Here is a 22,178-nt window from a genome sequence, read left to right as displayed (position 1 = left end):
CGGTAGCGGCCTCCCGCCTCAACGAGCTGGATCGCCACCCGCAATCCCTGCCGGCCGATATCCTCGGCGAGCGCGGCAACCCAGTCCGGATCGACCTTGCGCCGGCCGCCCGGCACGTCGATCAGCTTCACGGGGATCTGTTGATAGTCCTGCGGGTTCATTCAAAGGCCTGCCTGGGAAAGGTGTTGGAAGCTTCGCGCGCCCGCCGCCGGGAGGAACAAGCGGCAGGCGCGCCGGTCCGCTGCCGACGCGGGGAGTGAACGGGCAGCGGATAGGAAATTTCGGCGGTAAATCCCGGCCTGATGCAGCCGGAGAAACCGGGGTAGGTTTGACGGCGCCGGCCCGCGCCGAACCGCGGGCCGGCGCCTCTCATCCCCACGTGGGAGACACACATGGAGACGATCGAAATGGATGCAGAAAAGCTGTTCACACTTGCTGTCGGGCTGGTCGAGGCGAACGTACGTGCGGGCCAGCAACTCAACTCCATGAACCTCGACACAGTCGTTCGAGACCAGGTGCAACTCGCCTTCAATGCGCTCGCCGACGTCTGGTCCGATATCGTCAAGGGCGACCAGGCCACGCATTAGCGGCGCCTCATCGGCACGTGCACGACGGTTCCCTCGCGCCCCGTGCAAATGGGGCAAGACGATTTCGTCTTCGCTGCTTGGCTGAAGGCCGGATTTCGGCGGACGATCCAAAGACCTGTCAGCAGCCCGAGAAAACCGCCCAGGGCCGCACCGCCGGCAATCGCAATGATCTCCTGGAGGCTCATGCCAGCCTCCAGGCCACTGCCATCAGCGTGGCGATCCAGGCCCAGGCGAGGATCGCGGCGACACCCAGCGACAGCGCGACGAAAGCCGCGATGTCCTGGACGAGCGGCCTGTCAAGCACCGACCGCATTGTTGACAGAAGCGGCCGTTTCATGCCGCCACCCTGTCACGGGTGGCGGCAGCTTTCTCACTCGACTTCTTGTCGTCGCGCCTGCTATCAAAGATGCGAGTGGCGCGAATGGGATAACGGTCCGGAAAGACCACTTCGACGGGATCGCCAAGGAAGTCCGCGATCAGCTTCTCGTTGATGCGGTTGTACTTGGTCCAGATGGTTCCGAATGATTTTGGGTTGCGGCCATGCTCGGCCGCGAAGTCGGACATCCGCACACCCCTGCGGCGGAATTCCGCGAGGATCGAATGCCGGTCCCACTTCGGCTTCCGGTTCTCCATAACGCTACTCCTGACTGAAGCGGATGTTGGCGCATCCGCTTTTTGTTGGTCCTGCTGGTGTGTTTCCGGCCCGTTTGATCGGGCCGTACAAATAGGTGTATTCCATATATGGAATTCAGTCAATCCACATTTGGACTTCAAGAAGCGATGGAGGCTCCATAAATGGAACCTCGCGTAGAGACCGGCTTTCTTGAGCGTCTTCGCCACATCGTTAGGGAGTCAGGCGGTCCGAAGCTTGTTTCTGAGCGAACTGGCATCCCAGTCGGCACGCTCAACAAGTATCTTGCGGGCACGTCTCACCCGCCGTTCTCGAACATGGTGAAAATTGGTCAGTTGCGTGGATGGAGCCTGGCTTGGCTAGCAACAGGTGAAGGCGCAGAGCTGCTCGATCCATCAAGGCCGCAGCGCAGACCTGTTGATGACTGGACCATGCGAAGGGCCGCTGCAGTCGTCACATCGGTTTATGAAGAGATGAAAATCGCGATTACGCCGGAGAACGTGGCAGTTGAGGCTGCCGGCATCTACAACGATCTGATGACGAGAGTGGCCGATCCGGATGACCAGGCGGAGATTGAGGCTGCCTTGCCGCAGCTGCGCCACCTGCTCAGGAAGCGGTTGGCCGCCGCTGCCGCAGAGCCCGGTTCCGGTAAACGCTCGGCTTCCTGATTGTGCAGGTCGGCATTCTGGTTTCCAGCGTCATTACGCACGCGGTTGCCATCGATTGCAACGGGAATACACTGCATCCGCAGGCAGCATTGGCGCTGTTTGTTTGCGGCGGTTAACGGATTTCTAAACCGACGTTTAAACCGGCCTTAATTGAGCGAAGAGGACAATATGAAGCTGAACAATTTTCTTCTGATTTCCGCCTTCATCGTTAGCGGCTGCCAGTCGACAGCAACGTCAGCGCCGCCAGAGGTCCACGAGCCATATGAGTTGTCGTCCGCTCAGATCTCCACGATCCATGCGGCTGTCAGGGGTGTATTGAAGGATCCGGAGTCGGCGCGCTTTGGTGAAATCGTTGCCGCGTCCAACAGTGAGGGTGTCGTGTCTGCCTGTGGATGGGTTAACGCCAAGAACAGCTACGGCGGTTATACCGGCGACAAGCCTTTCTTGGGTGTTTTGACCAAAGGAGGCTTCGTCCCCGTGTCGGTAGGTGGCACGAGTAACGAGACTGCCGCCACATTGAGAGTGTGCGCAAGGCAGGGCACGGCGCTATAAGCTACGCCATCCGGGCAGCAGAATTAGGGTTCCTGGAAGTAGCCGTTAAGGGTGCTTTCAGGCCCTTTGTGATTTCCCACTTTCCAACACCCGGCATCCCGCGTTTCTGCTGAGATACCGCAGAAACGCGCCATTTATTCGAAGTGGGAAGCGGCGCTGTCATTGCCGTTTTTTCTTCCCACTTTCGATTTGCCGTTTCGTTGTTTTTCAATGGCTTGGCGCATTGGCGCGAGCCGGCCTGATCGGTTTTCGGGATTTCATTGCCATTTGGTCTTGCGCGGCCGCTTTCCCGCGTCGCCCCGCTGCTCCCCACGGAAGCCTTTGATATCCCCACCGAATTCCGCTCTACGGCGCGGCGTCTCCGGCTGTCCCCGGATGTCCCCGTATTGCCATCTGTTCTTGCGCGTTACAACAAAAGTGTAAACGACCTGTAAAACGGCAAGTGCCGCTCTCAAATATCGCACACTAACCAATTGAAAATATTGGCGACCCCGGCAGGATTCGAACCTGCGACCATCGGCTTAGAAGGCCGGTGCTCTATCCAGCTGAGCTACGGGGCCAATCGCGAGCGCTGCGTCTCAGTGGGTCCAGGGCATATAGCGGTCATACCTGAAGTTGTCGGAATAGGCGACCTTCGGAATGCGGCGTTCCTGCGCTTCCTCGACCCGGTAGGCGATTCCGTTGCGCCTGGCATAGGCGATCGCCTCTTCCTTGGTCGGGAACCGCAGGCGAATCTGCTGCTTCATGTCGGCCGAGGAGGTGTAGCCCATTAGCGGTTCGATCGAACGGGGCGACTCCGGCTCATAGTCGAGAACCCATTGATGCGTCTTGCCCTTGCCCGATTGCATGGCCGTCTTGGCCGGGCGGTAGATGCGAGCCACCATGCTGACACGTCCCGTCGCTCTGAAAAAAGACAGGCGCCCGAAAAGCCTCGAGCGCAGGTTCGAACGTTTATTCCCCGGAAAATGCGGGCAAGTCAACGCATCGCAGCTGGATTGTTTAGCAAGCAGACGGAAAGGCGGCTGGCAGGCCGCATGGCCTGCCGTCGCCGACGGCCCGTCAGACGACCTCGAACGCCGTCGACTGGAGATGGGCCAGTATCTGTCTCGTCTCGGCGACCTGACTGTGGATCATGGCCTCCCGCTCGCGCAATTCCGCCTCGTGCTTGGTGCATATGGTATGCAGCTTCCGGCATCTTTCGCTCGCGGACAGGCCGCTTTCCGCGATTTCTATGACCTTCTTGATCTCGCCGATCGTCAGCCCGATCCGCCGGGCCTGCAGGATTATCCTCATACGGGCCACTTCACGAGCACGGAAATAGCGCCGGGCACCCTTTCGCATCGGGCAGAGAAGCCCCTTTTCCTCGTAGAACCTCAAGGCTCGAAGCGTCACACCGAACTTCTCGGAGATTTCCGAGATCTTCAGGAACGTCGCACTCTCAAGATCCCGCGGGATCGGCTCCGCGACATGAGGCACTTCGGTAAGCTTCTCAACGGTATTTTTCATTTTCCCCCCGTTGCTGCTGTGGTGATGAAATCCGTCCCAATCAGGCCCGGAGCCGACGACAAGCGGCTATTGCGCTGACGCCTTGCAGCCGGGCGGGAATATTCCTGGCCGCCCCCCCCGCCTTTCACCGCGCCTCTCGCCAGCGCACGACCACGGCCGTAACGAGCCCGAAAATCATGTGGCCGACGCAGGACGCCCAGGCCAGCGGAACGAAGCCGAGGAAAGCCGGCAGCCCTGCAATCAGGTGCGCCATCACATAAAGGGCGAAGACCCAGAGCCCGAGGCCAAAGCCGAGGCCGACGACCCACCAGGGTAGAAAAGGCGTCACCACCCGCGCTACCGGCCGCGCGACATACAGATAGCCGAGCGGATAGAACACGACGCCGACTACGGCGTGGATCAATTCGGCGAGTGCCCAGCTTTCCAGGCCGAAGACGGAACGCACGAGTGCAGCCGGCTGCAACGGACCGCCAACGAGCAGCGGCGTGACCGTGCGCGCCCAGACCTCCCATACGATATCGGCCGCAGCTCCGGCCAGGATTGCGGTCAAAAGCAGCGTGCCCGTGAACGCCGGAAAAAGCGGCCCGCCTTCAGAGGCATGGGAAAGAGCCCTGTTCATTGGATGTCCTCCTGACAATCGCATGACTTCCGGCAGTCTGCCGCAGCCATTCGGTTGGATCGAATGCCGTTCACGCATCGCGATCATGACGGAGAGGCATTTTTCTAACGCGGCGTCAAACAAGCATGATCGGCTCGTTTCGGCCGCTCGCCACACCGCCGTCCTGCATTGGCGCGGCAGGAACGAGCCCCGGGCAGAACCGTTGAGGAACGCCGACAATGTACCATGCTCCGCACTCATCCACGCGGCCCGCTGACAGGCCTTCCATCGTGATCGTCGGGGCAGGCTTCGGCGGCCTCGCCGCAGCACGGGCGCTGAAGCAAGCGAACGCGCAGCTGACGCTGATCGACCGGCGTAACTATCACCTGTTCCAGCCGCTGCTCTACCAGGTGGCGACGGCCGCGCTGTCGCCGGCGGATATCGCCTGGCCGGTGCGGGCGCTTCTTTCGCGACAGAAGAACGTCCGCGTGGCGATGGGACGTGTGACCGGCGTCGACAGCGTCCTTCGTCATGTTCAACTCGATGACGGGCGCCACATCCCATACGATTATCTGGTTCTGGCGACCGGCGCACGCCACGCCTATTTCGGCCGCGACGACTGGTCCGCTCATGCGCCCGGCCTCAAAAAGATCGACGATGCGACCGAAATCCGCCGCCGGGTGCTGACCGCCTTCGAGCGGGCCGAGCAGGCCGAATGCGAAGAGCTGCGAGCAGCGCTGATGACCTTCGTTGTCGTCGGCGCAGGGCCGACCGGCGTGGAAATGGCCGGCGCGATCGCAGAACTCGCCCGTCGCACGCTGGCCAGCGACTTCCGATCCATCGACCCACGTAAAACGCGCGTCCTGCTGGTGGAGGCAGGCGGGCGCGTGCTGCCGTCCTTCAATGAGAGGCTCTCCACCAAGGCTCGGGGGGCCCTGGAAAGGCTCGGCGTCGAAGTGCGACTCGGCAAGCCTCTGACCGATTGCGGCGATGGCTTCGTGGCCATTGGCGAGGAGCGGCTGGCGGCGCGGACCGTGATATGGGCGGCCGGCGTGATGGCCTCCCCGGCCGCCAAATGGCTGGGCGTCGAAGCCGACCGGGCCGGCCGCATCATGGTGGCGCCGGATCTTTCGGTTGCAGGACTTTCGGGTGTCTATGCCGTTGGCGACACGGTGATTGTCACGGGCGCGGACGGCAGGCCCGTGCCGGGCGTGGCGCCGGCTGCCAAGCAAATGGGCCGGCATGTCGGCAGGCTTATCGCCCGGCGCATTTCAGGCCGCGGACATACCGACGAGCCCTTCCGCTATCGCGACGCCGGCTCCATGGCGACGATCGGCCGGGGAGCCGCCGTCGCCGAGATCCATGGCCTGCGGCTCGCGGGCTACCCGGCCTGGCTCCTGTGGGCAGTCGCCCATGTCTATTTCCTGATCGGCGCCCGAAGCCGTCTCGCCGTGGCAGCGAACTGGCTCTGGAACTACTTCACTTTCGAACGCGGGGCGCGCCTCATTACCGGTAGCGCGAAACCGATGAGATTGGTCTCCGGGGCCAAGGAGCAGGTGGAATCCGAAAAAATCACGCCGCGGTAACCACCGCCGACTCAGGCATGCCGCAGCACATCTTCGCCGCCCAGGGATAGCGCCGGCATTCATGCACAAAGGCACCGACGGCCGGGGAATGCGGTCGCCCGCGCACGGTGACGAGCCCGACCCTGCGGACGAACTCCGGGTCGACGAACGGGCGCGTGGTGAGGCCGGGCAAGGTCACCGCATATTCCGGGATCACGGTGAAGCCCAGGCCGGCCAGCACCATCGACTGGATCCAGTCGTCGCGCTCGCTCGCGTAGGGCCTGCGGACGGATACGCCCAATTCCTCACGGAAATCCCGGATGTAATCGCGGTATTCGCAATTGATTCGGCTCAGATAGTCATGCCCTTCAAGGTCGCTGATCTTGATCTCGGAAAGCCTGGCTAGAGGATGGTTCGGAGAAAGGCCGATCACGAAGCGCTCGCTGAACAAAGGCAGCATATGCAGCGCATCGTTCGTCATTTGCGGCTTGCAGTAGATGGCGAGGTCGATTTCGCCGCGAATGAGTTGTTCCTCGAGCTGGCTTGCGGCTCCGTCCCTGAGATAAAGCTCCACGCCCTGATAATGCTCGTTGAAGGCTCCAAACAGGTCGATCAGCTTCGACGGGCCGATGGTGCACATCAGTCCGACGGTCAGCGTCGCCTCTTTCAGCTTTACGAAACTCTGCGCCCGGCGACGGGCTTCCTCCATTTGGCTGAAGATCTCGCCAAAATACGGCTGCATCATGCGGCCCAGTTCGGTCAGATGCGTATTGCCGCGCTCGCGGTGGATGAGCCGCCCGCCAAGCTTGTCTTCCAGGCTCTTGATCGCCCGTGTCAGCGCAGGCTGGGTCACGTTGCAGGCCTCGGCCGCCCGCGTGAAGTTCAGCGTCTCGCAAAGGGCGAGGAAATATCGAATTTCATGCAATTCCATGACCGGTCCCTGGTGATGAGCCTTCACTCCGCCTCTAAACCAAGAGTAACGCCATCAGCGATGCGATCTGGTTATCGGTTCAGTGACGCGACGGCATTTTAAATTGATCCCGCCTTCGCCTTTTATATTGCGACCCGGCTGCCGGAATTCGCTTTCGCCAAACAAGCATCCGGCCACCGAAACCCGCTGCTTTTGTCGCACTGAACAGAATCGTTCAGCGGCTTCCTTTACGCAAGACATTCCGTCGAAGGCGCATGCCGGCAGCGCGGATTTTCGCAACGGATCATGTCCACCAGCGACGCGAGGAACGCACCATGATGAACATCGTTCAATCCTTGCCGGCCAAGGCCGGATCGGGGGAACTGGCCGGCCGCGCCGCCATCGTCACCGGCTCCACCAGCGGCATCGGCCTTGGCATCGCCCGCGTTCTCGCCTCCAGGGGCGCCGCCATCGTGCTGAACGGCTTCGGTCCGGTGGACGCGATCATGAAGGAAGTCAACGCGATCTCGGCGGAGTTCGGCGTCGGCGTGCGCTATGACGACGCCGACATGTCGAAACCGGACGACATCGCCCGCATGATCGCCGCGGCCGAGGACCATTTCGGCGCCGTCGATATCCTGGTCAACAATGCCGGCATCCAGTATGTCGCGCCGATCGACGAATTTCCTCCCGAGAAATGGGACCAGGTGATCGCCATCAACCTGTCGGGCGCCTTTCACGCCATGCGAGCGGCCGCCAGGGGCATGAAGTCGCGCGGCTCCGGGCGGATCGTCAATATCGCCTCTGCGCATGGCCTGGTCGGCTCGCCCTTCAAGTCGGCCTATACCGCCGCCAAGCATGGCCTGATCGGCCTTACCAAGGTGGCGGCGCTCGAGCTTGCCGAGCAGGGCATCACGGTTAACGCCGTCTGCCCGGGCTATGTCTGGACGCCACTTGTGGAGAAGCAGATTGACGATCAGGCCCGCTCGCACGGAATCCCGCGCGAACAGGTCGTCCGCGACGTGCTTTTGAAGAAACAGCCCAACAAGCGGTTCTCGACGGTGGAGGAGATCGGCGGTGTCGTCGCCTTCCTCTGCTCGAAGGACGCCGCCTCCATCACCGGCACGTCGATCAGCGTCGATGGCGGGTGGACCGCCGAGTAAGGATCACTCCGATGAAACACGAGCGCATCAATGGCGGCGCCGGCGGTCAACCCGCTGCCGAAACGAAAGTGGAAGCCGGCGTGAAGACCGTCAACCTCGCCCTGCAGGGCGGCGGCGCGCATGGCGCGTTCGCCTGGGGCGTGCTGGACAAGCTTCTGGAGGATGGTCGCGTCGGCATTGAGGCGATCACCGCCACCTCCGCCGGTGCAATGAACGCCACCGTCATGGCTTACGGCCTTTCGGAGGGCGGTCGCGAAGGCGCGCGCCGGGCACTCGCCAATTTCTGGCGGCGGGTGTCGCATGCCGCCATGTCCGGGCCGCTGCAGCCGTCGTTCTGGGACCGCATCACCCATAACCATGCGCTCGACTCTTCGCCCGCATTTCTCGTCTTCGACATCATGGCACGGTTGATGTCACCCTATCAGTTCAACCCGACCAACTGGAACCCGCTGCGCCGGGTACTGGAGGAATGCGTCGATTTCGAGCGATTGCGGGCCAACGGCAAGGTGAAGCTCTTCCTGTCGGCCACGAACGTGCGGACGGGCAAGGTTCGCGTTTTCACAACCTGCGAGATCACGCCGGACGTGGTGCTGGCTTCCGCCTGCCTGCCCTTCATGTTCCAGGCGGTGGAGATCGATGGCGATCCCTATTGGGATGGCGGCTACATGGGCAACCCCGCCATCTACCCGCTAATCTACAACTGCGACAGCCGCGACGTGGTGATCGTGCATATCAATCCTTTGATGCGCGAGGGAACACCGAAAACGGCCCAGGAAATCCTCAACCGCATCAACGAGATCTCCTTCAATTCCTCGCTCATGCGGGAAATGCGGGTGATCCACTTCGTCACCCGCCTGATCGACGAGGGCAAGATCGCCGACGGCGACATGAAGCGCATGCTCATCCATTCCATCTCCGACGACGAGATGATGCGCACGCTCTCCGTCTCTTCGAAACTCAATGGCGATTGGGAGTTCCTCACCCACCTGCGCGATGTGGGCCGTGCCCGTGCGCTCCGCTGGTTGCGGGAATCCTTCGACAGCGTCGGCAATCAGACGACGGCCGATCTCGACGCCTATCTCTAAATAAGCAGCCTCCCTCGACTGGATGCCCCGGTGACGACCTTCACCGGGGCTTTTTTATTGGGGGAGCCGATCGCCATGCCCCCCGAGCATCGAGGCAACAAGAGAGCGGCATTTCAAATGCAGGCCCGTAATCGCGAAAATGAGCCTGGGCGCCGGCAGGCCTCCACTTCATTCAAGGGAACCCAAGCCATGACGACTTCTCCCCGCACCATGACCATGGCGGGCGCAGCCATGCGGATGGGGACTACACCGCGCGCGCTGGTCATCGGGCTGATCGGCTTTTTGACCCTTGTCGATCTCTTCGCTGCACAGGCGATCCTGCCGACGCTGGTCGAGACTTATGGCGTGTCGCGCGCCGCCATGGGCTTCGCCGTCAATGCCAGCACCATCGGCATGGCGGCCTCCGGCCTGCTCGTGTCGCTCTTCGCCCGCCGCATCGACCCGAGGCGCGGCATCTGGCTTAGCCTGGCTCTGCTTGCGATCCCGACGACCTTACTGGCATCCGCGCCGGATCTTGCAGCCTTCACGGTACTGCGGATCGCGCAGGGCGTCTTCATGGCCGCCGCTTTCACGCTGACCATGGCTTATCTCGCCGACCGCGCAGGACCGGCCGACGCGGCAGCCGCCCTCGCCGCCTATGTGACCGGCATCGTCGCCTCCAACCTGATCGGGCGGCTGATCTCCGGCTCGGTTGCAGACTATGCCGGGCTTGCCACCAATTTCTATGTCTTCGCCCTGCTGAACCTTGCAGGTGCCGCCCTCGTTTACCGGACCATGCAACCGTCACTGAAGATGCCCCACCGGTGCAAACCGCTGCAGCCGCCGCTGGCCGCCTGGAGCGCGCATTTGCGCAACCCGCCGCTCGCTGCCGCGTTCGGCGTCGGCTTCTTCATCCTCTTCATCTTCATCGGCGTCTTCACCTATGTGAATTTCGAACTGTCGAAGATGCCCCTGTCGCTGTCGCCGATGCACCTGGGCTTCGTCTATTTGGTCTTCATTCCTGCCATGGTGACGACGCCGCTCGCCGGCAAGGCTGTCCGCCGCTACGGCACGAGGCCGATGCTGGCCGTCTCGCTCGCAGCCTGCCTCGCTGCCTTGCCCCTGCTGCAGTCGGCAAGCCTTGCCGCCGTCGTGCTCGGCCTTGCCGTCATCGGCGTCGGCACCTTTTTCGCCCAGGCGATTGCGACCGGTTTCGTCGGCCGGGCGGCGAACTCCGACCGCGCCGCCGCCAGCGGTCTATATCTGGCTTCCTACTATCTCGGCGGTCTGGCCGGCGCTTTCGTGCTCGGTCAGGTCTACGACCGCTTCGGCTGGCCGAACGCCCTCTCCGTTATCGCCGCCGCTCTCGTTGCCGCCTTCATTCTCGGACTTCGCATGCGGCTCAAGGAAGCATGAGGGAGGAAAACATGTTCGCCCTGGCGATCCGGCGCCTCGCCGCGCCGCTCAATGCATCCATGCCGGCCGAAATCCTCGGCAGGCTCCTGGCATTCGTCTTCGGTCAGCGACCGCCGCGCGAATTGCCGGAGCGGGTGCGCCGCGCGATCGCCGCCGATCAGCGCTCCAGCGAAATCCTCGTCTCGATCGCGCAATTCGGCGCAATCGCTTTTTTCGGCGGATTTTACGCGATCACGCCAAAAGCCTTTCCGCCAAGCGTGCCCTTCGAGCCGGTTCCCATTGCGTTGACGATCTATTTCGTGGTCACCGCCTTGCGCCTGCGCCTGGCGCTGACGGGCAAGCTGACCCCGCTCTTTCTCAGCCTGTCGGTCGTCATCGATATCGCGGTACTGATGATCACCATCTGGAGCTTTCATCTTCAGTATCAGCAGCCGGCGACAATCTACCTGAAGGCGCCGACCCTGCTTTACGTGTTCATTCTGATTGCGCTGCGGGCCATGCGCTTCGAGGCCGGTTATATCGTGCTGGCGGGGCTCGCCGCGGTCGTCGGCTGGCTGTTGCTCGTCGCCTATGCGGTGCTAACGGCCGGCGAAATGCGGCTCACCCACAATTTCGCCGTCTACATGACCTCCGACACGATCCTGATTGGCGCGGAGATCGACAAGATCCTGTCCTTCGTTGCCGTCACCGCCGTTCTGGCGATCGCCGTGGTGCGGGCAAGGCGGCTGCTCATTCGAGCGGCGACCGAGGCGCACGCGGCAAACGAACTCTCCCGCTTCTTCGCGCCGGAAGTCGCCGGCGAGATCCGCGCCACCCACAGCGGCTTCATGCCGGGCGACGCGATGATCCGCGACGCAGCGGTCCTGATGCTCGATCTGCGCGGTTTCACCCGCCTTGCGGCGAGGCTTACGCCGGAAGAGACGATGGCGCTGCTGCGCGACTACCAGCGCGTGATGGTGCCGGTAATCCAGGCGAATGGCGGCTCGATCGACAAGTATCTCGGCGACGGCATCATGGCGACCTTCGGCGCGGCGCGTCCGAGCGAGAATTTCGCCGCCGACGCCTTCCGTGCGCTGGACGGCATCTGCGAGGCGGCAAACGCCTGGAACGATGAGCGAGCGGCAAGACACGCCGAGCCCTTGCGCATTGGCGCTGCCCTCGCCGTCGGCCCTGTGCTGTTCGGCGTCACCGGCGACGACAGCCGGCTCGAATTTACCGTCATCGGCAACGTGGTGAACCTCGCCGCCAAGCTTGAGAAACACTGCAAGGTCGCCGGCCGCGACTGCCTCGCAACCCGCGAGGCCTATGAACTTGCCGCCCGCCAGGGCTACCGGCCGGACCGGGCCTATAGCGTCCTCAGGCAGGAGGAAGTCGCCGGGACGGCACCTGCCCTCGACCTCGTCGCCCGCGATACGAAACCCGCATGAAGGCGATGTTGAAACGGCACTGGCCGGAACAAACCGCGCACCATTAGGATTTCGGAAGGAAGCGAAGCCATGAAACGTATCCTGTTACCGCTAACTCTCGCCGCGATGCTCCTCGCACCGCTGATCCTGGCGCCGAAGGGCTCCGCTCAGGCCAACACGGCGGATGAATTGCGCGCCACCTATCTCGCCTTCGTTGAAGCGCAAAATGCACACGACCCTGAGCGGATAGGTGCGTTCTTCATCGACGGTCCCGATTTTCTCTGGGTCAGCGACGGCAAGAGCTTCTGGGGCCGCGATGCGGTGCTTGCCCGCATGGGCAGCTTTCAGAAAGCCGCCCTATGGCGCGTGGAGCCTGATCTCGACAAGGTCCGCATCTCCGAAGTCACGTCGCAATCCGCGATCTTTCACGTGCCTCTGACACTGGTGATCGGCTCGGCGGAAAAGCCGGACAGGCTACGTTTTCTTGTCAGCGCGGTATTCGTGAAGCAGGTATCCGGCTGGCGCATCGCCGCGCTGCTGACGACGACGGAAAAGTCATAGCAGCGAAAAACGAAAGGGGCGGCATCCGGTTCACCCGGATGCCGCCCCGTTCATTCGTTCAAGGCCTCACCGGCCGATCCCGCTATCAGGCCCCGATATCAAACGAGATCGAAGCGGTCGAGGTTCATCACCTTGGTCCAGGCCGCAACGAAGTCGCGCACGAACTTCTGCTTGGCATCGTCCTGGCCATAGACTTCCGCGATCGCCCGGAGCTGAGAGTTCGATCCGAAGATGAGATCGACGCGGGTGCCGGTCCACTTCTTCTCGCCACTCGCACGGTCGGTGCCGACGAACTCGTCCTCGTCTTTCGACGTCGCCTTCCATTGGGTGCGCATGTCGAGCAGGTTGACGAAGAAGTCGTTGGTCAGCGTTCCCGGACGGTCCGTGAACACGCCGTGCTTCGACTGGCCGTGATTGGCGCCCAGCACGCGCAGGCCGCCGACCAGAACCGTCATCTCGGGCGCGGTCAGTGTCAGGAGCTGTGCCCTGTCGACCAGCAGTTCCTCGGCCGAAACCGTGAACTTGGTCTTCAGGTAGTTGCGGAACCCGTCCGCGACCGGCTCGAGCACCTCGAAGGCCTCCACGTCGGTCTGCTCCTGCGAAGCATCGGTACGGCCCGGCGTGAACGGCACCGTCACATCCTGCCCGGCGTCCTTCGCCGCCTTCTCCACCGCGGCGCAACCAGCGAGTACGATAAGGTCGGCAAGCGAAACGCGCTTGTCGCCGGACTGCGCGTCGTTGAATGCCTTTCGGACGCCGTCAAGCGCGGCCAGAACCTTCGCCAGCTGGGCCGGCTGGTTCACTTCCCAGTCCTTCTGCGGCGCCAGTCGGATGCGCGCGCCGTTCGCGCCACCGCGCTTGTCCGAACCGCGGAAGGTCGAGGCAGAGGCCCAGGCCGTCGAAACCAGCTCGGCGACAGAAAGGCCGGTGTCCAGGATCTTGCCCTTGAGCGCCGCGATGTCCTTCTCGTCGACCAGTTGGTGGTCGACGGCGGGAATCGGGTCCTGCCAGATCAGGTCTTCAGCCGGCACTTCCGGGCCGAGGTAACGTGACTTCGGGCCCATGTCACGGTGGGTCAGCTTGAACCACGCGCGGGCAAAGGCATCGGCGAACTCGTCCGGATTGGCGTGGAAGTGGCGCGAGATCTTCTCGTAGGCCGGGTCCATGCGCATCGCCATGTCGGCGGTGGTCATCATCAGCGGCACGCGCTTGGAAGGATCGGCGGCGTCCGGCGCCATGTCCTTTTCCTGCAGGTTCTTCGCCTGCCACTGCTGCGCGCCGGCCGGGCTCTTCACCAGTTCCCAGTCGTAGCCGAACAGGACGTCGAAATAGCCCATGTCCCACTTGGTGGGGTTCGCGGTCCACGCGCCTTCAAGGCCGGCGGTGATGGTGTCCGCGCCCTTGCCGCTCTTGTAGGTGCTGAGCCAGCCCAGGCCCTGCGCCTCGATAGGAGCGGCTTCCGGCTCCGGACCGACATGCGAGGGATCGCCCGCGCCATGCCCCTTGCCGAAGGTGTGGCCGCCGGCGGTCAGCGCGACGGTCTCGTAGTCGTTCATCGCCATGCGCTCGAAGGTCACGCGGATGTCGCGGCCGGACGCGACCGGATCCGGATTGCCGTCCGGGCCTTCAGGGTTCACGTAGATGAGGCCCATCTGGACGGCCGCCAGCGGGTTCTCCAGGTCGCGGTCGCCGGAATACCGGCTGTTGGGCTTGTCGCTGGTGGCAAGCCACTCGCCTTCCGAGCCCCAGTAGATGTCCTCCTCCGGCTCCCACACGTCCTCGCGTCCGCCGCCGAAGCCGAAAGTCTTGAAGCCCATCGATTCCAGCGCGCAATTGCCGGCCAGGATCATCAGGTCGGCCCAGGATATCCGGTTGCCGTATTTCTGCTTGATCGGCCAGAGCAGCCGGCGGGCCTTATCGAGATTGCCGTTATCCGGCCAGCTGTTGAGCGGAGCGAAGCGCTGCGTGCCGCTTCCGGCGCCGCCGCGACCGTCTGCCGTGCGGTAGGTGCCGGCGCTGTGCCAGGCCATGCGGATAAAAAGACCGCCGTAATGGCCGTAGTCGGCAGGCCACCAGTCCTGGGAGTCCGTCATCAGCGCAACGAGATCCTTCTTGAGGGCCTCATAGTCGAGCTTCTTGAACTCCTCGGCATAATCGAACGTCTCGCCCATCGGATCCGACTTGGACGAGTTCTGGTGAAGAACCTTCAAGTTCAGCTGGTTCGGCCACCAGTCCCTGTTCGTTCGCGCCGCCTTGCCCGTAAACGGGCACTTGCCTGCGCTCTCCTCGGTTTTTGCGTCCATAGCCCTCTCCTGTTGTGGCCAGTTTTCTTGAAGTCATCCCGGGCGGCGACGGCCTGCCCCGGAGCTTTGCCCGGCGCGGCAGTCATCGCGTAAATCTCTCGAGATCGTTGCCGGCATCCGAGACAGCGGCCACGTCTTCCCTAACCGCGCAACGGCAGGGCGACATTGGCGCATTTTCAGCTACCTGCGAAACGTCGTATCAAACGCCCTCCATCAGATGAAGTCGTATATCTTGATCTTGGCCATAACCTGGTCTTATGAGCCGCCAAGTCCTTGAGCCAATGCGCCATTTTCATGCACAGGCGCCTTGTGGAAAATTTGTCATTGCAGCCGGAAATTGCGCGCCAGCCGGAGCGGCATTGCGGCCGCTGACAGCGAACTGCTGGCGAGACGATCAGGCGCGGTGCACCAGATGCTGCCGTCAACAGACGGAATCATTCATCTCAAGCCAGATCAAATGACGCCAGAAAACCGATGGGAAAGAAAAATGGTCGGGGCAGCAAGATTCGAACTTGCGACCCTCTGCTCCCAAAGCAGATGCGCTACCAGGCTGCGCTATACCCCGAAATCATGATCTTGTTCATGCTCTTTCCCGAAGCCGGTATCGACCTTCGCAAGGCATGCTTCATTTCCCAAGCGGTTTATCGGTGTTTGGCCAAAAAGGTCAAGCGTGAATGCTCGTGGCGGGCATGCACATCAACAAACAGGAGGCCCGGCCGGCCCGGCTCACGAGCGAACGATAAACGTCGGTTGCACTGCGTTGATTCAACCCGTGCCTTCGCTCGCCGGACGTGGCTCCTGCCGGCAATATCGGCCACTGCGCCGCAATTGTAGCTCAATTGCCTGTTAAGCATGGTCTTCGCCGAATTGGCTCTTCGCGGTGTCAGAGGCCTACCGACCCGCCTTTTCATCCAAACAACCTTCCGCCGGATGGGCGGACGAACGTCGACGTTCGGTAAGACCCGGAACGGCCGACGCAGTCGAGCAATCATTGGGTGGGATCGAAGCGCTTCGGACAAGGCGCCTCCGGCGCATACCGGATCGCTGCACACCGTCTCGCACTCCAATGGAAAGCGTGGCCAGAATGTCTTCTGCACCCAACAAGCACCCTGGAATACAGGAGCGCTACGAAATTGACGTCTGGGAGAGCGAGGGAGGGCTCCTCGGGTTCGACGACGATATGAACAATCAATACGGACGCCGCGTGGAGGTGGACGGATCGTGGACTGTCTATCACGTCTTTACCGGCATCCCGGCGGCCGATCGCAGCCATATGATGGTCGGCATGAGTCGCGCCGGCGCGACGAGACGGATGATTTCCCTGAACCTCCGCAATGCTGAGCGCCGAAGGCTCAAGACAAGGCCAAGCAAGTCGACCGTGGCGGTGCGCGGCATCGAGAAATTTTGGTCATGGCTTTGACATTCCCGAATCCGAGCCGAAGATTCGACGAGACCAGAAGGGGCGTCCACTTCTTCGGTCATGACGGAGAGGCGGACGTGCAGTTCTTCGTGGAAGCCTCAGCGCTTTTGGATGCGAAAGCCTCTGTGGCGACGGAAACGAAATGCCTGAACGCCTTTGACGCCGCACTCGGGATCATCCACGATGTCGCGGCGGAGGCCCATTCAAACTGTCATCGGACAATCTACGTCCTCACCGCGAACGATTTCAGATAGCGGAAGACCTGCTAACCGAAGGAGGCCGTGGCCACTACCAGGTCAAGACTGTTTATGCTCATCCGATTTGGCTACGACATTACGCTCGTCTGCGAGCAACCTACGGCGATGGTGTGTCTGCTTTCCGTGCATGACGACCACGCTCGGGAAATCCGGTCGCCCGAATGCGTGTTCACCACCCCAAGCATCCCCACGACCATCTACCATGACCTGTTCGGCAACAAATGCCGCAGGTTTGTTGCCCCAAAGGGGGAGCTCCGCATATGGGGCGACACGACGATCGAGGATGACGGGGAACCGGACCCGGTCGAGCCCGGCGCGCGTGAACTCCCCGTCGCCGACATCCCTGACGATTGCCTTGTCTACCTTGTGGGCAGCCGGTACTGCGAGACGGACAGGCTCAGCCAGCTTGCGTGGGACCTGTTCGGCAACCACGCTCCAGGCTGGGCGCGCGTGCAGGCGATTTGCGATTTCGTTCACGACCACATCAGCTTCGACTACATGCAGGCACGGGCGACAAGAACGGCTTTCGAAGCTTACGGCGAACGCGTCGGCGTTTGCCGCGACTATGCCCACCTCGCCATATCCTTTTGCCGCTGCCTCAATATCCCGGCCCGCTACGTCAATGGACATCTTGGCGACATCGGCGTGCCGATTGTCGATCCGATGGACTTCAGCGCCTGGATCGAAGTCTTCCTCGACGGTCGGTGGTATACCTTCGACCCGCGCAACAACGTGCCGCGCATTGGCAGAATCGTCGTCGCGCGGGGCCGGGACGCAGCGGATATCCCGCTGATCAATTCGTTTGGCCCCCATCTGCTGAAATCGTTTCGGGTTTGGACCTACGAAATTACCGACATCCAGACGCCCGGCGGCCTCATCGGCTAGGCTTGCTCTCCCTACCCGCCATTGCCGGCCCCGAAACTCTGTCGCCCGCGGCGAGGCCAAGCCTTGCCGACGTTCCGGCGACCACTTCCAGCACATATCGCGCCGGCTCGCGGGACGGCACCACCTTCTCCGATAGCGGCGTGGTGTGTTCCGCGATCCTGACGATCCGTCCGTCGGAGGCAATGAAGATCATGTCGAGAGACACATAAGTGTTCTTCATCCAGAAATAGACCGGCTCCTCGCGATGGAAATCGAACAGCATGCCGGCATCCGCCGCCAGTTCCTTGCGGAACATCAGCCCGGTGCCGCGCGCGGCAGGCGTGTCGGCAATCTCCACGGTGAATTCGTGGCGGGCACCGTTGGCGGCCTCGACCACCAGCACCTCTCGCGGCAATTCCTCGCCCATCGAAGGCCGTGCCCACATAGCCATCAAAGCCAGGAAAACCGCAATCAGGAAGGCTGGGAGGGAAATATTCGGGCGCGACGGCGGCATGAGAAGGTCCTGTCCGAAAGGCGTGTCGAAACCGGCGGCATCCTATGTCCGCCACTTGGCTCCGGCAAGCGGCCCGGCTCGCAAATCGGGTCGCTGCCGGTCAACCGGCCGGCTACTGAGTTCCGTCAATCCGATTGGAGGAAACGGCCATGACACGACTACGCTTCCAGGCGCTTGCCACCGAAACCGTCGAGCGCTACCGCGCTGGCGAGCCTGACGCCAATGGTCTCGCCCCCGAACGCCATCCGTCCGCCGGCCAGGGTTATCCCTGCCGCCACTGCCTGCGCGAGATCGGCGAAGGCAATCCCTTCCTCGTCCTTGCCCATCGCCCCTTCCCCACCCCGCAACCCTATGCGGAAGTCGGCCCGATCTTCCTCTGCGCGAAACCCTGCGATCGCCATGCCGAAAGCGACGAGGCGCCCGCCATGTTCCTCGCCTGGGAGAGGTTGCTCCTGCGCGGCTACGGAGCGGACGACCGCATCGTCTACGGCACGGGCAAGGTCGTGCCGACATCAGAACTTGGCGACTATGCCCGGGCGCTGCTTTCGCGGCCGGAAATCGCCTACGTGCATGTTCGTTCCGCCTCCAACAATTGCTACCAGGCGCGGATCGATCGCGCCTGACGAAACGCAAAATCCGGCCACGGATGCGATAGCGGCCCGTAATTTTCTTGCCCCGGCGAAGCTGATTTCGTAATGCAAGGTCACGTCTTCGGGCGTGTCCTTTCCCGAAACCGGAATTCACTTTCCGGGGACATGCTCTAAGTGTCAGACCAGCACGAAGCACAGATCGAGGCCGCCATGCCCCCGTACCGTTCAAGAACCACGACCCACGGCCGCAACATGGCCGGTGCGCGCGGCCTCTGGCGCGCCACGGGGATGAAGGACAGCGACTTCGGCAAGCCGATCATTGCCGTGGTCAATTCCTTTACCCAGTTCGTGCCGGGCCATGTGCACCTGAAGGATCTCGGCCAGCTGGTTGCGCGCGAGATCGAGGCCGCTGGCGGCGTGGCCAAGGAATTCAACACGATCGCCGTCGATGACGGCATCGCCATGGGCCATGACGGCATGCTCTATTCGCTGCCCTCGCGCGAGGTCATCGCCGACAGCGTCGAATACATGGTCAACGCCCATTGCGCCGACGCCATGGTCTGCATTTCCAATTGCGACAAGATCACGCCGGGCATGCTGATGGCGGCACTGCGGCTCAACATTCCCGTCGTCTTCGTCTCCGGCGGCCCGATGGAAGCCGGCAAGGTGAAGCTCGCCGGCAAGGAGAAGGCGCTCGACCTCATCGACGCCATGGTCGCGGCCGCCGATACCTCGATCTCCGACGAGGACGTGCAGGTGATCGAGCGCTCCGCCTGCCCCACCTGCGGCTCCTGCTCCGGCATGTTCACCGCCAATTCCATGAACTGCCTGACGGAGGCCCTCGGCCTCGCCCTGCCCGGCAACGGCTCGGTGCTCGCCACCCACGCCGACCGCAAGCGGCTTTTCGTCGAGGCCGGTCATCTGGTCGTCGACCTTGCCCGCCGCTATTACGAGCAGGACGACGACAGCGTGCTGCCCCGCTCGATCGCCAACTGGCAGGCCTTCGCCAATGCCATGACGCTCGACATCGCTATGGGCGGCTCCACCAACACTGTGCTGCACCTGCTCGCCGCCGCCTATGAAGGCGAGGTGAACTTCACCATGGCCGACATCGACAAGCTGTCGCGCAAGGTGCCGGTGCTGTGCAAGGTCGCGCCCTCCGTCGCCAACGTTCATATGGAAGACGTCCACCGCGCCGGCGGCATCATGGCGATCCTTGGCGAACTCGATCGCGCCGGGCTGATCGACACGACACTGCCGACGGTCCATTCGGCCAGCATGAAAGAAGCGCTCGACCGCTGGGACATCAAGCGCACGTCAAGCAAGACGGCGATCGACTTCTATCGGGCCGGCCCCGCGGGCATCCCGACCCAGGTCGCCTTCTCGCAGGACTGCCGCTATGACGAAGTGGATGCCGACCGCGAGACGGGTGTCATCCGCTCGAAGGAACATGCCTTCTCGCAGGATGGCGGTCTCGCCGTGCTCTTCGGCAACCTTGCCGAGGACGGCTGCATCGTGAAGACGGCGGGCGTCGACGACTCGATCCTGAAGTTTTCCGGCCCCGCTCGCATCTTCGAAAGCCAGGATTCGGCCGTACGCGCCATTCTCGGCAACAAGATCGTCGCCGGAGACGTGGTGCTGATCCGCTATGAAGGCCCGCGCGGCGGACCCGGCATGCAGGAGATGCTCTACCCGACGAGCTACTTGAAGTCGAAGAAGCTCGGCAAGGCCTGCGCGCTGATCACCGATGGCCGTTTCTCTGGCGGCACGTCGGGCCTCTCCATCGGCCACGTCTCGCCGGAAGCCGCCGAGGGTGGCCTGATCGGCCTGGTCGAGGAAGGCGATCTGATCGAGATCGATATCCCCAATCGCACGATCAACCTCGCCGTTGCCGACGAGGTGCTGGCGAAACGTCGCGCGGCGATGGAAGCCAGAGGCGCCGACGCCTGGAAGCCGACCGAGGTGCGTACCCGCAAGGTCAGCACTGCGCTGAAGGCCTATGCCAAGCTTGCGACCTCGGCCGCCAAGGGCGCGGTCCGCGTGGTGGACTGAGGGGACCGGGTCGTAATCGACTGAGCGGGCCGGGGGCTGTCGCACACTCTGTCATGCCCGGCTCGACCGGGCATCCAGTAATCGCCAACGCCGGTGATTTAGCCACTGAGGTATGTGTCTACTGGATCCCCGTTTGCACGGGGATGACACCGGAGTGTGGGCAACTTCATGCCCCCATCCTCGGCCGTCATCCCGGCCCGCGTGTGCGGTAACGCACATCGCGAGAGCCGGGATCTAGATGACGTGCCGCGGGCGAAGCCCGTACCTTCTCGAATACAAGACGCACAGCCCCTCCCCTCGTCATTGCCGGGCCCAGTACCGGGAAATGCCCCGGCAATCCATCGGACGACTGTGAAATGTGCTGGCCGGTATGGATACGCGGGTCAAGCCCGCGTATGACGAACCGAGAGGTTGCGGCAGAGGGGTCACTCACCCTGTCGTGCTTGCTTGCACCAACGCCCACATACTCTTTCATGCCCGGTTCGACCGGTCATCCAGTAAACGCCGATGCTTGAGATTTAGCCGCCAACGCATGCGTTTACTGGTTCCGCTGAATTCACGAAACAAGTGCAACACCTGCTAAGGTGTTGCCGCGATGGGACAAAGTTACGATCAGTTGAGCCTGCGGGAGCGGGTAAAGATAGAGCTGTGGCACCGGGAAGGGCGCTCGCTGCGCTGGATCGGACGGCAACTGGGTCGTTCGGCTGCCACGATCAGCCGCGAGTTGCGGCGCAATGCCAGGCCGACCAAGCAGTGGTGCGGCAGCTATGACGGGGAACGGGCGCACGGACTGGCCCTCCGGCGCCGGCGCTGGGATGCCCGCTACAAGCTGGCACGCCAGCCGGCGCTGCGCGACATGGTCAGGCAACGCCTTGCGATGGGACAGTCACCCGAACAGATCGCCGGCCGGCTGGCGCGCGAGCACGGTGGCACGCTCATCAGCCATGAGTCCATCTACCGCTTCGTTTATCACCGCTCGGCGCAAAAGGATTACTGGCACCGCCTACTGCCGCGCGCCAAGAACCGCAGGGGCCGCCTGGGCCTGCGCGGCGGCTCGTCCGTCAGCTTCATCAAGCTGCGCCGCCCGCTGGCCCAACGTCCCGCCGAGGCCGACGACAGGGCCACGCCGGGCCACTGGGAGGCCGACCTCATGGCCTTTTCCCGCTATGGCCAGTATGTGCTGGTCACCCATGAGCGCAGCTCGCGCATCCTCACCATCGATCGGCTGTCGCGAAAGACCGCGCGCGCCGTCGTCCAGGCCCTGGTTCAGCGCTTCGGTCCGCTGCCCCGCCTGTTGCGCCGGTCGCTCACCTTCGACAATGGCACGGAATTCGCCTTGCATTTCGAACTCACGGACAGGCTCGGCCTCGCCACCTTCTTCTGCGATCCGCACGCCCCCTGGCAGAAGGGTGGCATCGAGAATGCCATCGGCCGCATGCGCAAGATCTTGCCGCGCAAGTCGGATCTGGCAACCATCGATCAAGGCCAAATCCGACAGTTGGTCGAGCACTACAACAATACCCCGCGCAAATGCCTTGCCTTCAGGACGCC

Annotated in this window: 24 protein-coding genes and 2 tRNA genes; 15 read left to right on the top strand and 11 right to left on the bottom strand. The window is 62.7% G+C overall.

Translation table 11 applies throughout. The annotated features are described in order from the left end of the window. Positions 1–392 precede the first annotated feature (392 nt). Positions 393–587 carry a hypothetical protein gene (locus H2509_RS08190; protein WP_182162259.1) on the top strand — a complete coding sequence of 65 codons (195 nt, stop codon included), beginning with the start codon at positions 393–395 and terminating at the stop codon, positions 585–587. On the opposite strand, the gene H2509_RS08185 is transcribed toward H2509_RS08190, so the two are convergent. The 3 genes from H2509_RS08185 to H2509_RS08175 are packed head-to-tail and all read right to left on the bottom strand — an operon-like array spanning position 584 to position 1,220. Next, on the bottom strand, positions 584–772 hold the full coding sequence (locus H2509_RS08185) for a hypothetical protein (protein WP_182162257.1): 189 nt from the start codon (positions 770–772) through the stop codon (positions 584–586). The two genes, H2509_RS08190 and H2509_RS08185, sit on opposite strands and share 4 nt — an antisense overlap. Next, entirely contained in the window at positions 769–924 is a 156-nt protein-coding gene (locus H2509_RS08180; RefSeq protein WP_182162255.1) for a hypothetical protein, read from the bottom strand. Before H2509_RS08180 ends, H2509_RS08185 begins: the two co-directional genes overlap by 4 nt. Then, positions 921–1,220 carry a helix-turn-helix domain-containing protein gene (locus H2509_RS08175; protein WP_182162253.1) on the bottom strand — a complete coding sequence of 100 codons (300 nt, stop codon included), beginning with the start codon at positions 1,218–1,220 and terminating at the stop codon, positions 921–923. Before H2509_RS08175 ends, H2509_RS08180 begins: the two co-directional genes overlap by 4 nt. A 162-nt stretch (positions 1,221–1,382) precedes the next feature. Between H2509_RS08175 and H2509_RS08170 the strand changes: the two genes are divergently transcribed. Together H2509_RS08170 and H2509_RS08165 are read left to right on the top strand one after the other, a co-directional pair. Further along, the gene (locus H2509_RS08170) at positions 1,383–1,886 is read left to right on the top strand and encodes a hypothetical protein (RefSeq protein ID WP_182164177.1); all 504 of its coding nucleotides are present in this window, start codon (positions 1,383–1,385) and stop codon (positions 1,884–1,886) included. A gap of 168 nt (positions 1,887–2,054) precedes the next feature. Next, the gene (locus H2509_RS08165; RefSeq protein ID WP_182164175.1) at positions 2,055–2,438 is read left to right on the top strand and encodes a hypothetical protein; all 384 of its coding nucleotides are present in this window, start codon (positions 2,055–2,057) and stop codon (positions 2,436–2,438) included. A 483-nt stretch (positions 2,439–2,921) separates the two neighbouring features. Here H2509_RS08165 and H2509_RS08160 read toward each other — a convergent pair. The 4 genes from H2509_RS08160 to H2509_RS08145 form a co-directional block, all read right to left on the bottom strand. Continuing rightward, positions 2,922–2,998, bottom strand: a tRNA-Arg gene (locus H2509_RS08160). 18 nt (positions 2,999–3,016) lie between these two features. Beyond that, entirely contained in the window at positions 3,017–3,322 is a 306-nt protein-coding gene (locus H2509_RS08155) for an ETC complex I subunit (protein ID WP_182164174.1), read from the bottom strand. 175 nt (positions 3,323–3,497) lie between these two features. Beyond that, the gene (locus tag H2509_RS08150; protein WP_182164173.1) at positions 3,498–3,944 is read right to left on the bottom strand and encodes a MerR family transcriptional regulator; all 447 of its coding nucleotides are present in this window, start codon (positions 3,942–3,944) and stop codon (positions 3,498–3,500) included. A gap of 124 nt (positions 3,945–4,068) precedes the next feature. Continuing rightward, on the bottom strand, positions 4,069–4,563 hold the full coding sequence (locus tag H2509_RS08145) for a hypothetical protein (protein WP_235974811.1): 495 nt from the start codon (positions 4,561–4,563) through the stop codon (positions 4,069–4,071). A 218-nt stretch (positions 4,564–4,781) separates the two neighbouring features. On the opposite strand from H2509_RS08145, the gene H2509_RS08140 reads away from it, so the two are divergent. Continuing rightward, positions 4,782–6,128: an NAD(P)/FAD-dependent oxidoreductase gene (locus H2509_RS08140; RefSeq protein ID WP_182164172.1), complete on the top strand. Its 1,347-nt coding sequence runs from the start codon at positions 4,782–4,784 to the stop codon at positions 6,126–6,128. Here H2509_RS08140 and H2509_RS08135 read toward each other — a convergent pair. Further along, positions 6,115–7,038: a LysR family transcriptional regulator gene (locus H2509_RS08135; protein WP_182164170.1), complete on the bottom strand. Its 924-nt coding sequence runs from the start codon at positions 7,036–7,038 to the stop codon at positions 6,115–6,117. The genes H2509_RS08140 and H2509_RS08135 overlap by 14 nt on opposite strands. Positions 7,039–7,355: 317 nt before the next feature. On the opposite strand from H2509_RS08135, the gene H2509_RS08130 reads away from it, so the two are divergent. From H2509_RS08130 to H2509_RS08110, 5 genes are all read left to right on the top strand, one after another. Continuing rightward, the gene (locus H2509_RS08130) at positions 7,356–8,180 is read left to right on the top strand and encodes a 3-hydroxybutyrate dehydrogenase (RefSeq protein WP_182164183.1); all 825 of its coding nucleotides are present in this window, start codon (positions 7,356–7,358) and stop codon (positions 8,178–8,180) included. 11 nt (positions 8,181–8,191) lie between these two features. Further along, positions 8,192–9,265: a patatin-like phospholipase family protein gene (locus tag H2509_RS08125; protein WP_182164168.1), complete on the top strand. Its 1,074-nt coding sequence runs from the start codon at positions 8,192–8,194 to the stop codon at positions 9,263–9,265. A gap of 189 nt (positions 9,266–9,454) precedes the next feature. Next, on the top strand, positions 9,455–10,660 hold the full coding sequence (locus tag H2509_RS08120) for an MFS transporter (protein WP_182164166.1): 1,206 nt from the start codon (positions 9,455–9,457) through the stop codon (positions 10,658–10,660). Positions 10,661–10,671: 11 nt separating this feature from the next. Further along, positions 10,672–12,087 (top strand): adenylate/guanylate cyclase domain-containing protein, encoded by a 1,416-nt coding sequence (locus tag H2509_RS08115; protein WP_182164164.1) that lies wholly within the window; start codon positions 10,672–10,674, stop codon positions 12,085–12,087. A 69-nt stretch (positions 12,088–12,156) separates the two neighbouring features. Further along, positions 12,157–12,627, top strand: a complete 471-nt coding sequence (locus H2509_RS08110) for a YybH family protein (RefSeq protein ID WP_182164162.1) — start codon at positions 12,157–12,159, stop codon at positions 12,625–12,627. Between the two features lie 98 nt (positions 12,628–12,725). Here H2509_RS08110 and katG read toward each other — a convergent pair whose 3' ends face one another. Both katG and H2509_RS08100 read right to left on the bottom strand, forming a co-directional pair. Further along, complete coding sequence (gene katG, locus H2509_RS08105; protein WP_182164160.1) at positions 12,726–14,930, bottom strand: catalase/peroxidase HPI; 2,205 nt, start codon at positions 14,928–14,930, stop codon at positions 12,726–12,728. Positions 14,931–15,418: 488 nt separating this feature from the next. Next, positions 15,419–15,495, bottom strand: a tRNA-Pro gene (locus tag H2509_RS08100). Between the two features lie 519 nt (positions 15,496–16,014). Here H2509_RS08100 and H2509_RS08095 point away from each other — a divergent pair. From H2509_RS08095 to H2509_RS08085, 3 genes are read left to right on the top strand one after another with little or no spacing between them, the layout of a single operon-like run. Beyond that, on the top strand, positions 16,015–16,350 hold the full coding sequence (locus tag H2509_RS08095) for a hypothetical protein (protein WP_182164158.1): 336 nt from the start codon (positions 16,015–16,017) through the stop codon (positions 16,348–16,350). Next, on the top strand, positions 16,341–16,604 hold the full coding sequence (locus H2509_RS08090) for a DUF1488 family protein (protein WP_182164156.1): 264 nt from the start codon (positions 16,341–16,343) through the stop codon (positions 16,602–16,604). Before H2509_RS08095 ends, H2509_RS08090 begins: the two co-directional genes overlap by 10 nt. A 54-nt stretch (positions 16,605–16,658) precedes the next feature. Continuing rightward, the gene (locus H2509_RS08085) at positions 16,659–17,492 is read left to right on the top strand and encodes a transglutaminase-like domain-containing protein (protein ID WP_182164154.1); all 834 of its coding nucleotides are present in this window, start codon (positions 16,659–16,661) and stop codon (positions 17,490–17,492) included. Here the strand turns inward: H2509_RS08085 and H2509_RS08080 are convergent. After that, entirely contained in the window at positions 17,482–17,985 is a 504-nt protein-coding gene (locus tag H2509_RS08080) for a DUF192 domain-containing protein (protein ID WP_209001873.1), read from the bottom strand. The two genes, H2509_RS08085 and H2509_RS08080, sit on opposite strands and share 11 nt — an antisense overlap. Before the next feature lie 149 nt (positions 17,986–18,134). Between H2509_RS08080 and H2509_RS08075 the strand changes: the two genes are divergently transcribed. The 3 genes from H2509_RS08075 to H2509_RS08065 form a co-directional block, all read left to right on the top strand. Beyond that, positions 18,135–18,608, top strand: coding sequence for a DUF1203 domain-containing protein (locus tag H2509_RS08075; RefSeq protein WP_182164152.1), 474 nt, complete (start codon positions 18,135–18,137; stop codon positions 18,606–18,608). 177 nt (positions 18,609–18,785) lie between these two features. After that, entirely contained in the window at positions 18,786–20,627 is a 1,842-nt protein-coding gene (ilvD, locus tag H2509_RS08070; RefSeq protein WP_182164179.1) for a dihydroxy-acid dehydratase, read from the top strand. A gap of 595 nt (positions 20,628–21,222) precedes the next feature. After that, positions 21,223–22,178, top strand: a 956-nt coding sequence (locus H2509_RS08065; RefSeq protein ID WP_182161583.1) for an IS30 family transposase, incomplete at its 3' end; no start/stop codon positions are given.

Source organism: Stappia albiluteola, from assembly GCF_014050225.1.
GTDB classification, from domain to species: Bacteria; Pseudomonadota; Alphaproteobacteria; order Rhizobiales; family Stappiaceae; genus Hongsoonwoonella; species Hongsoonwoonella albiluteola.
This window is presented reverse-complemented; position numbering and strand designations above follow the sequence as displayed.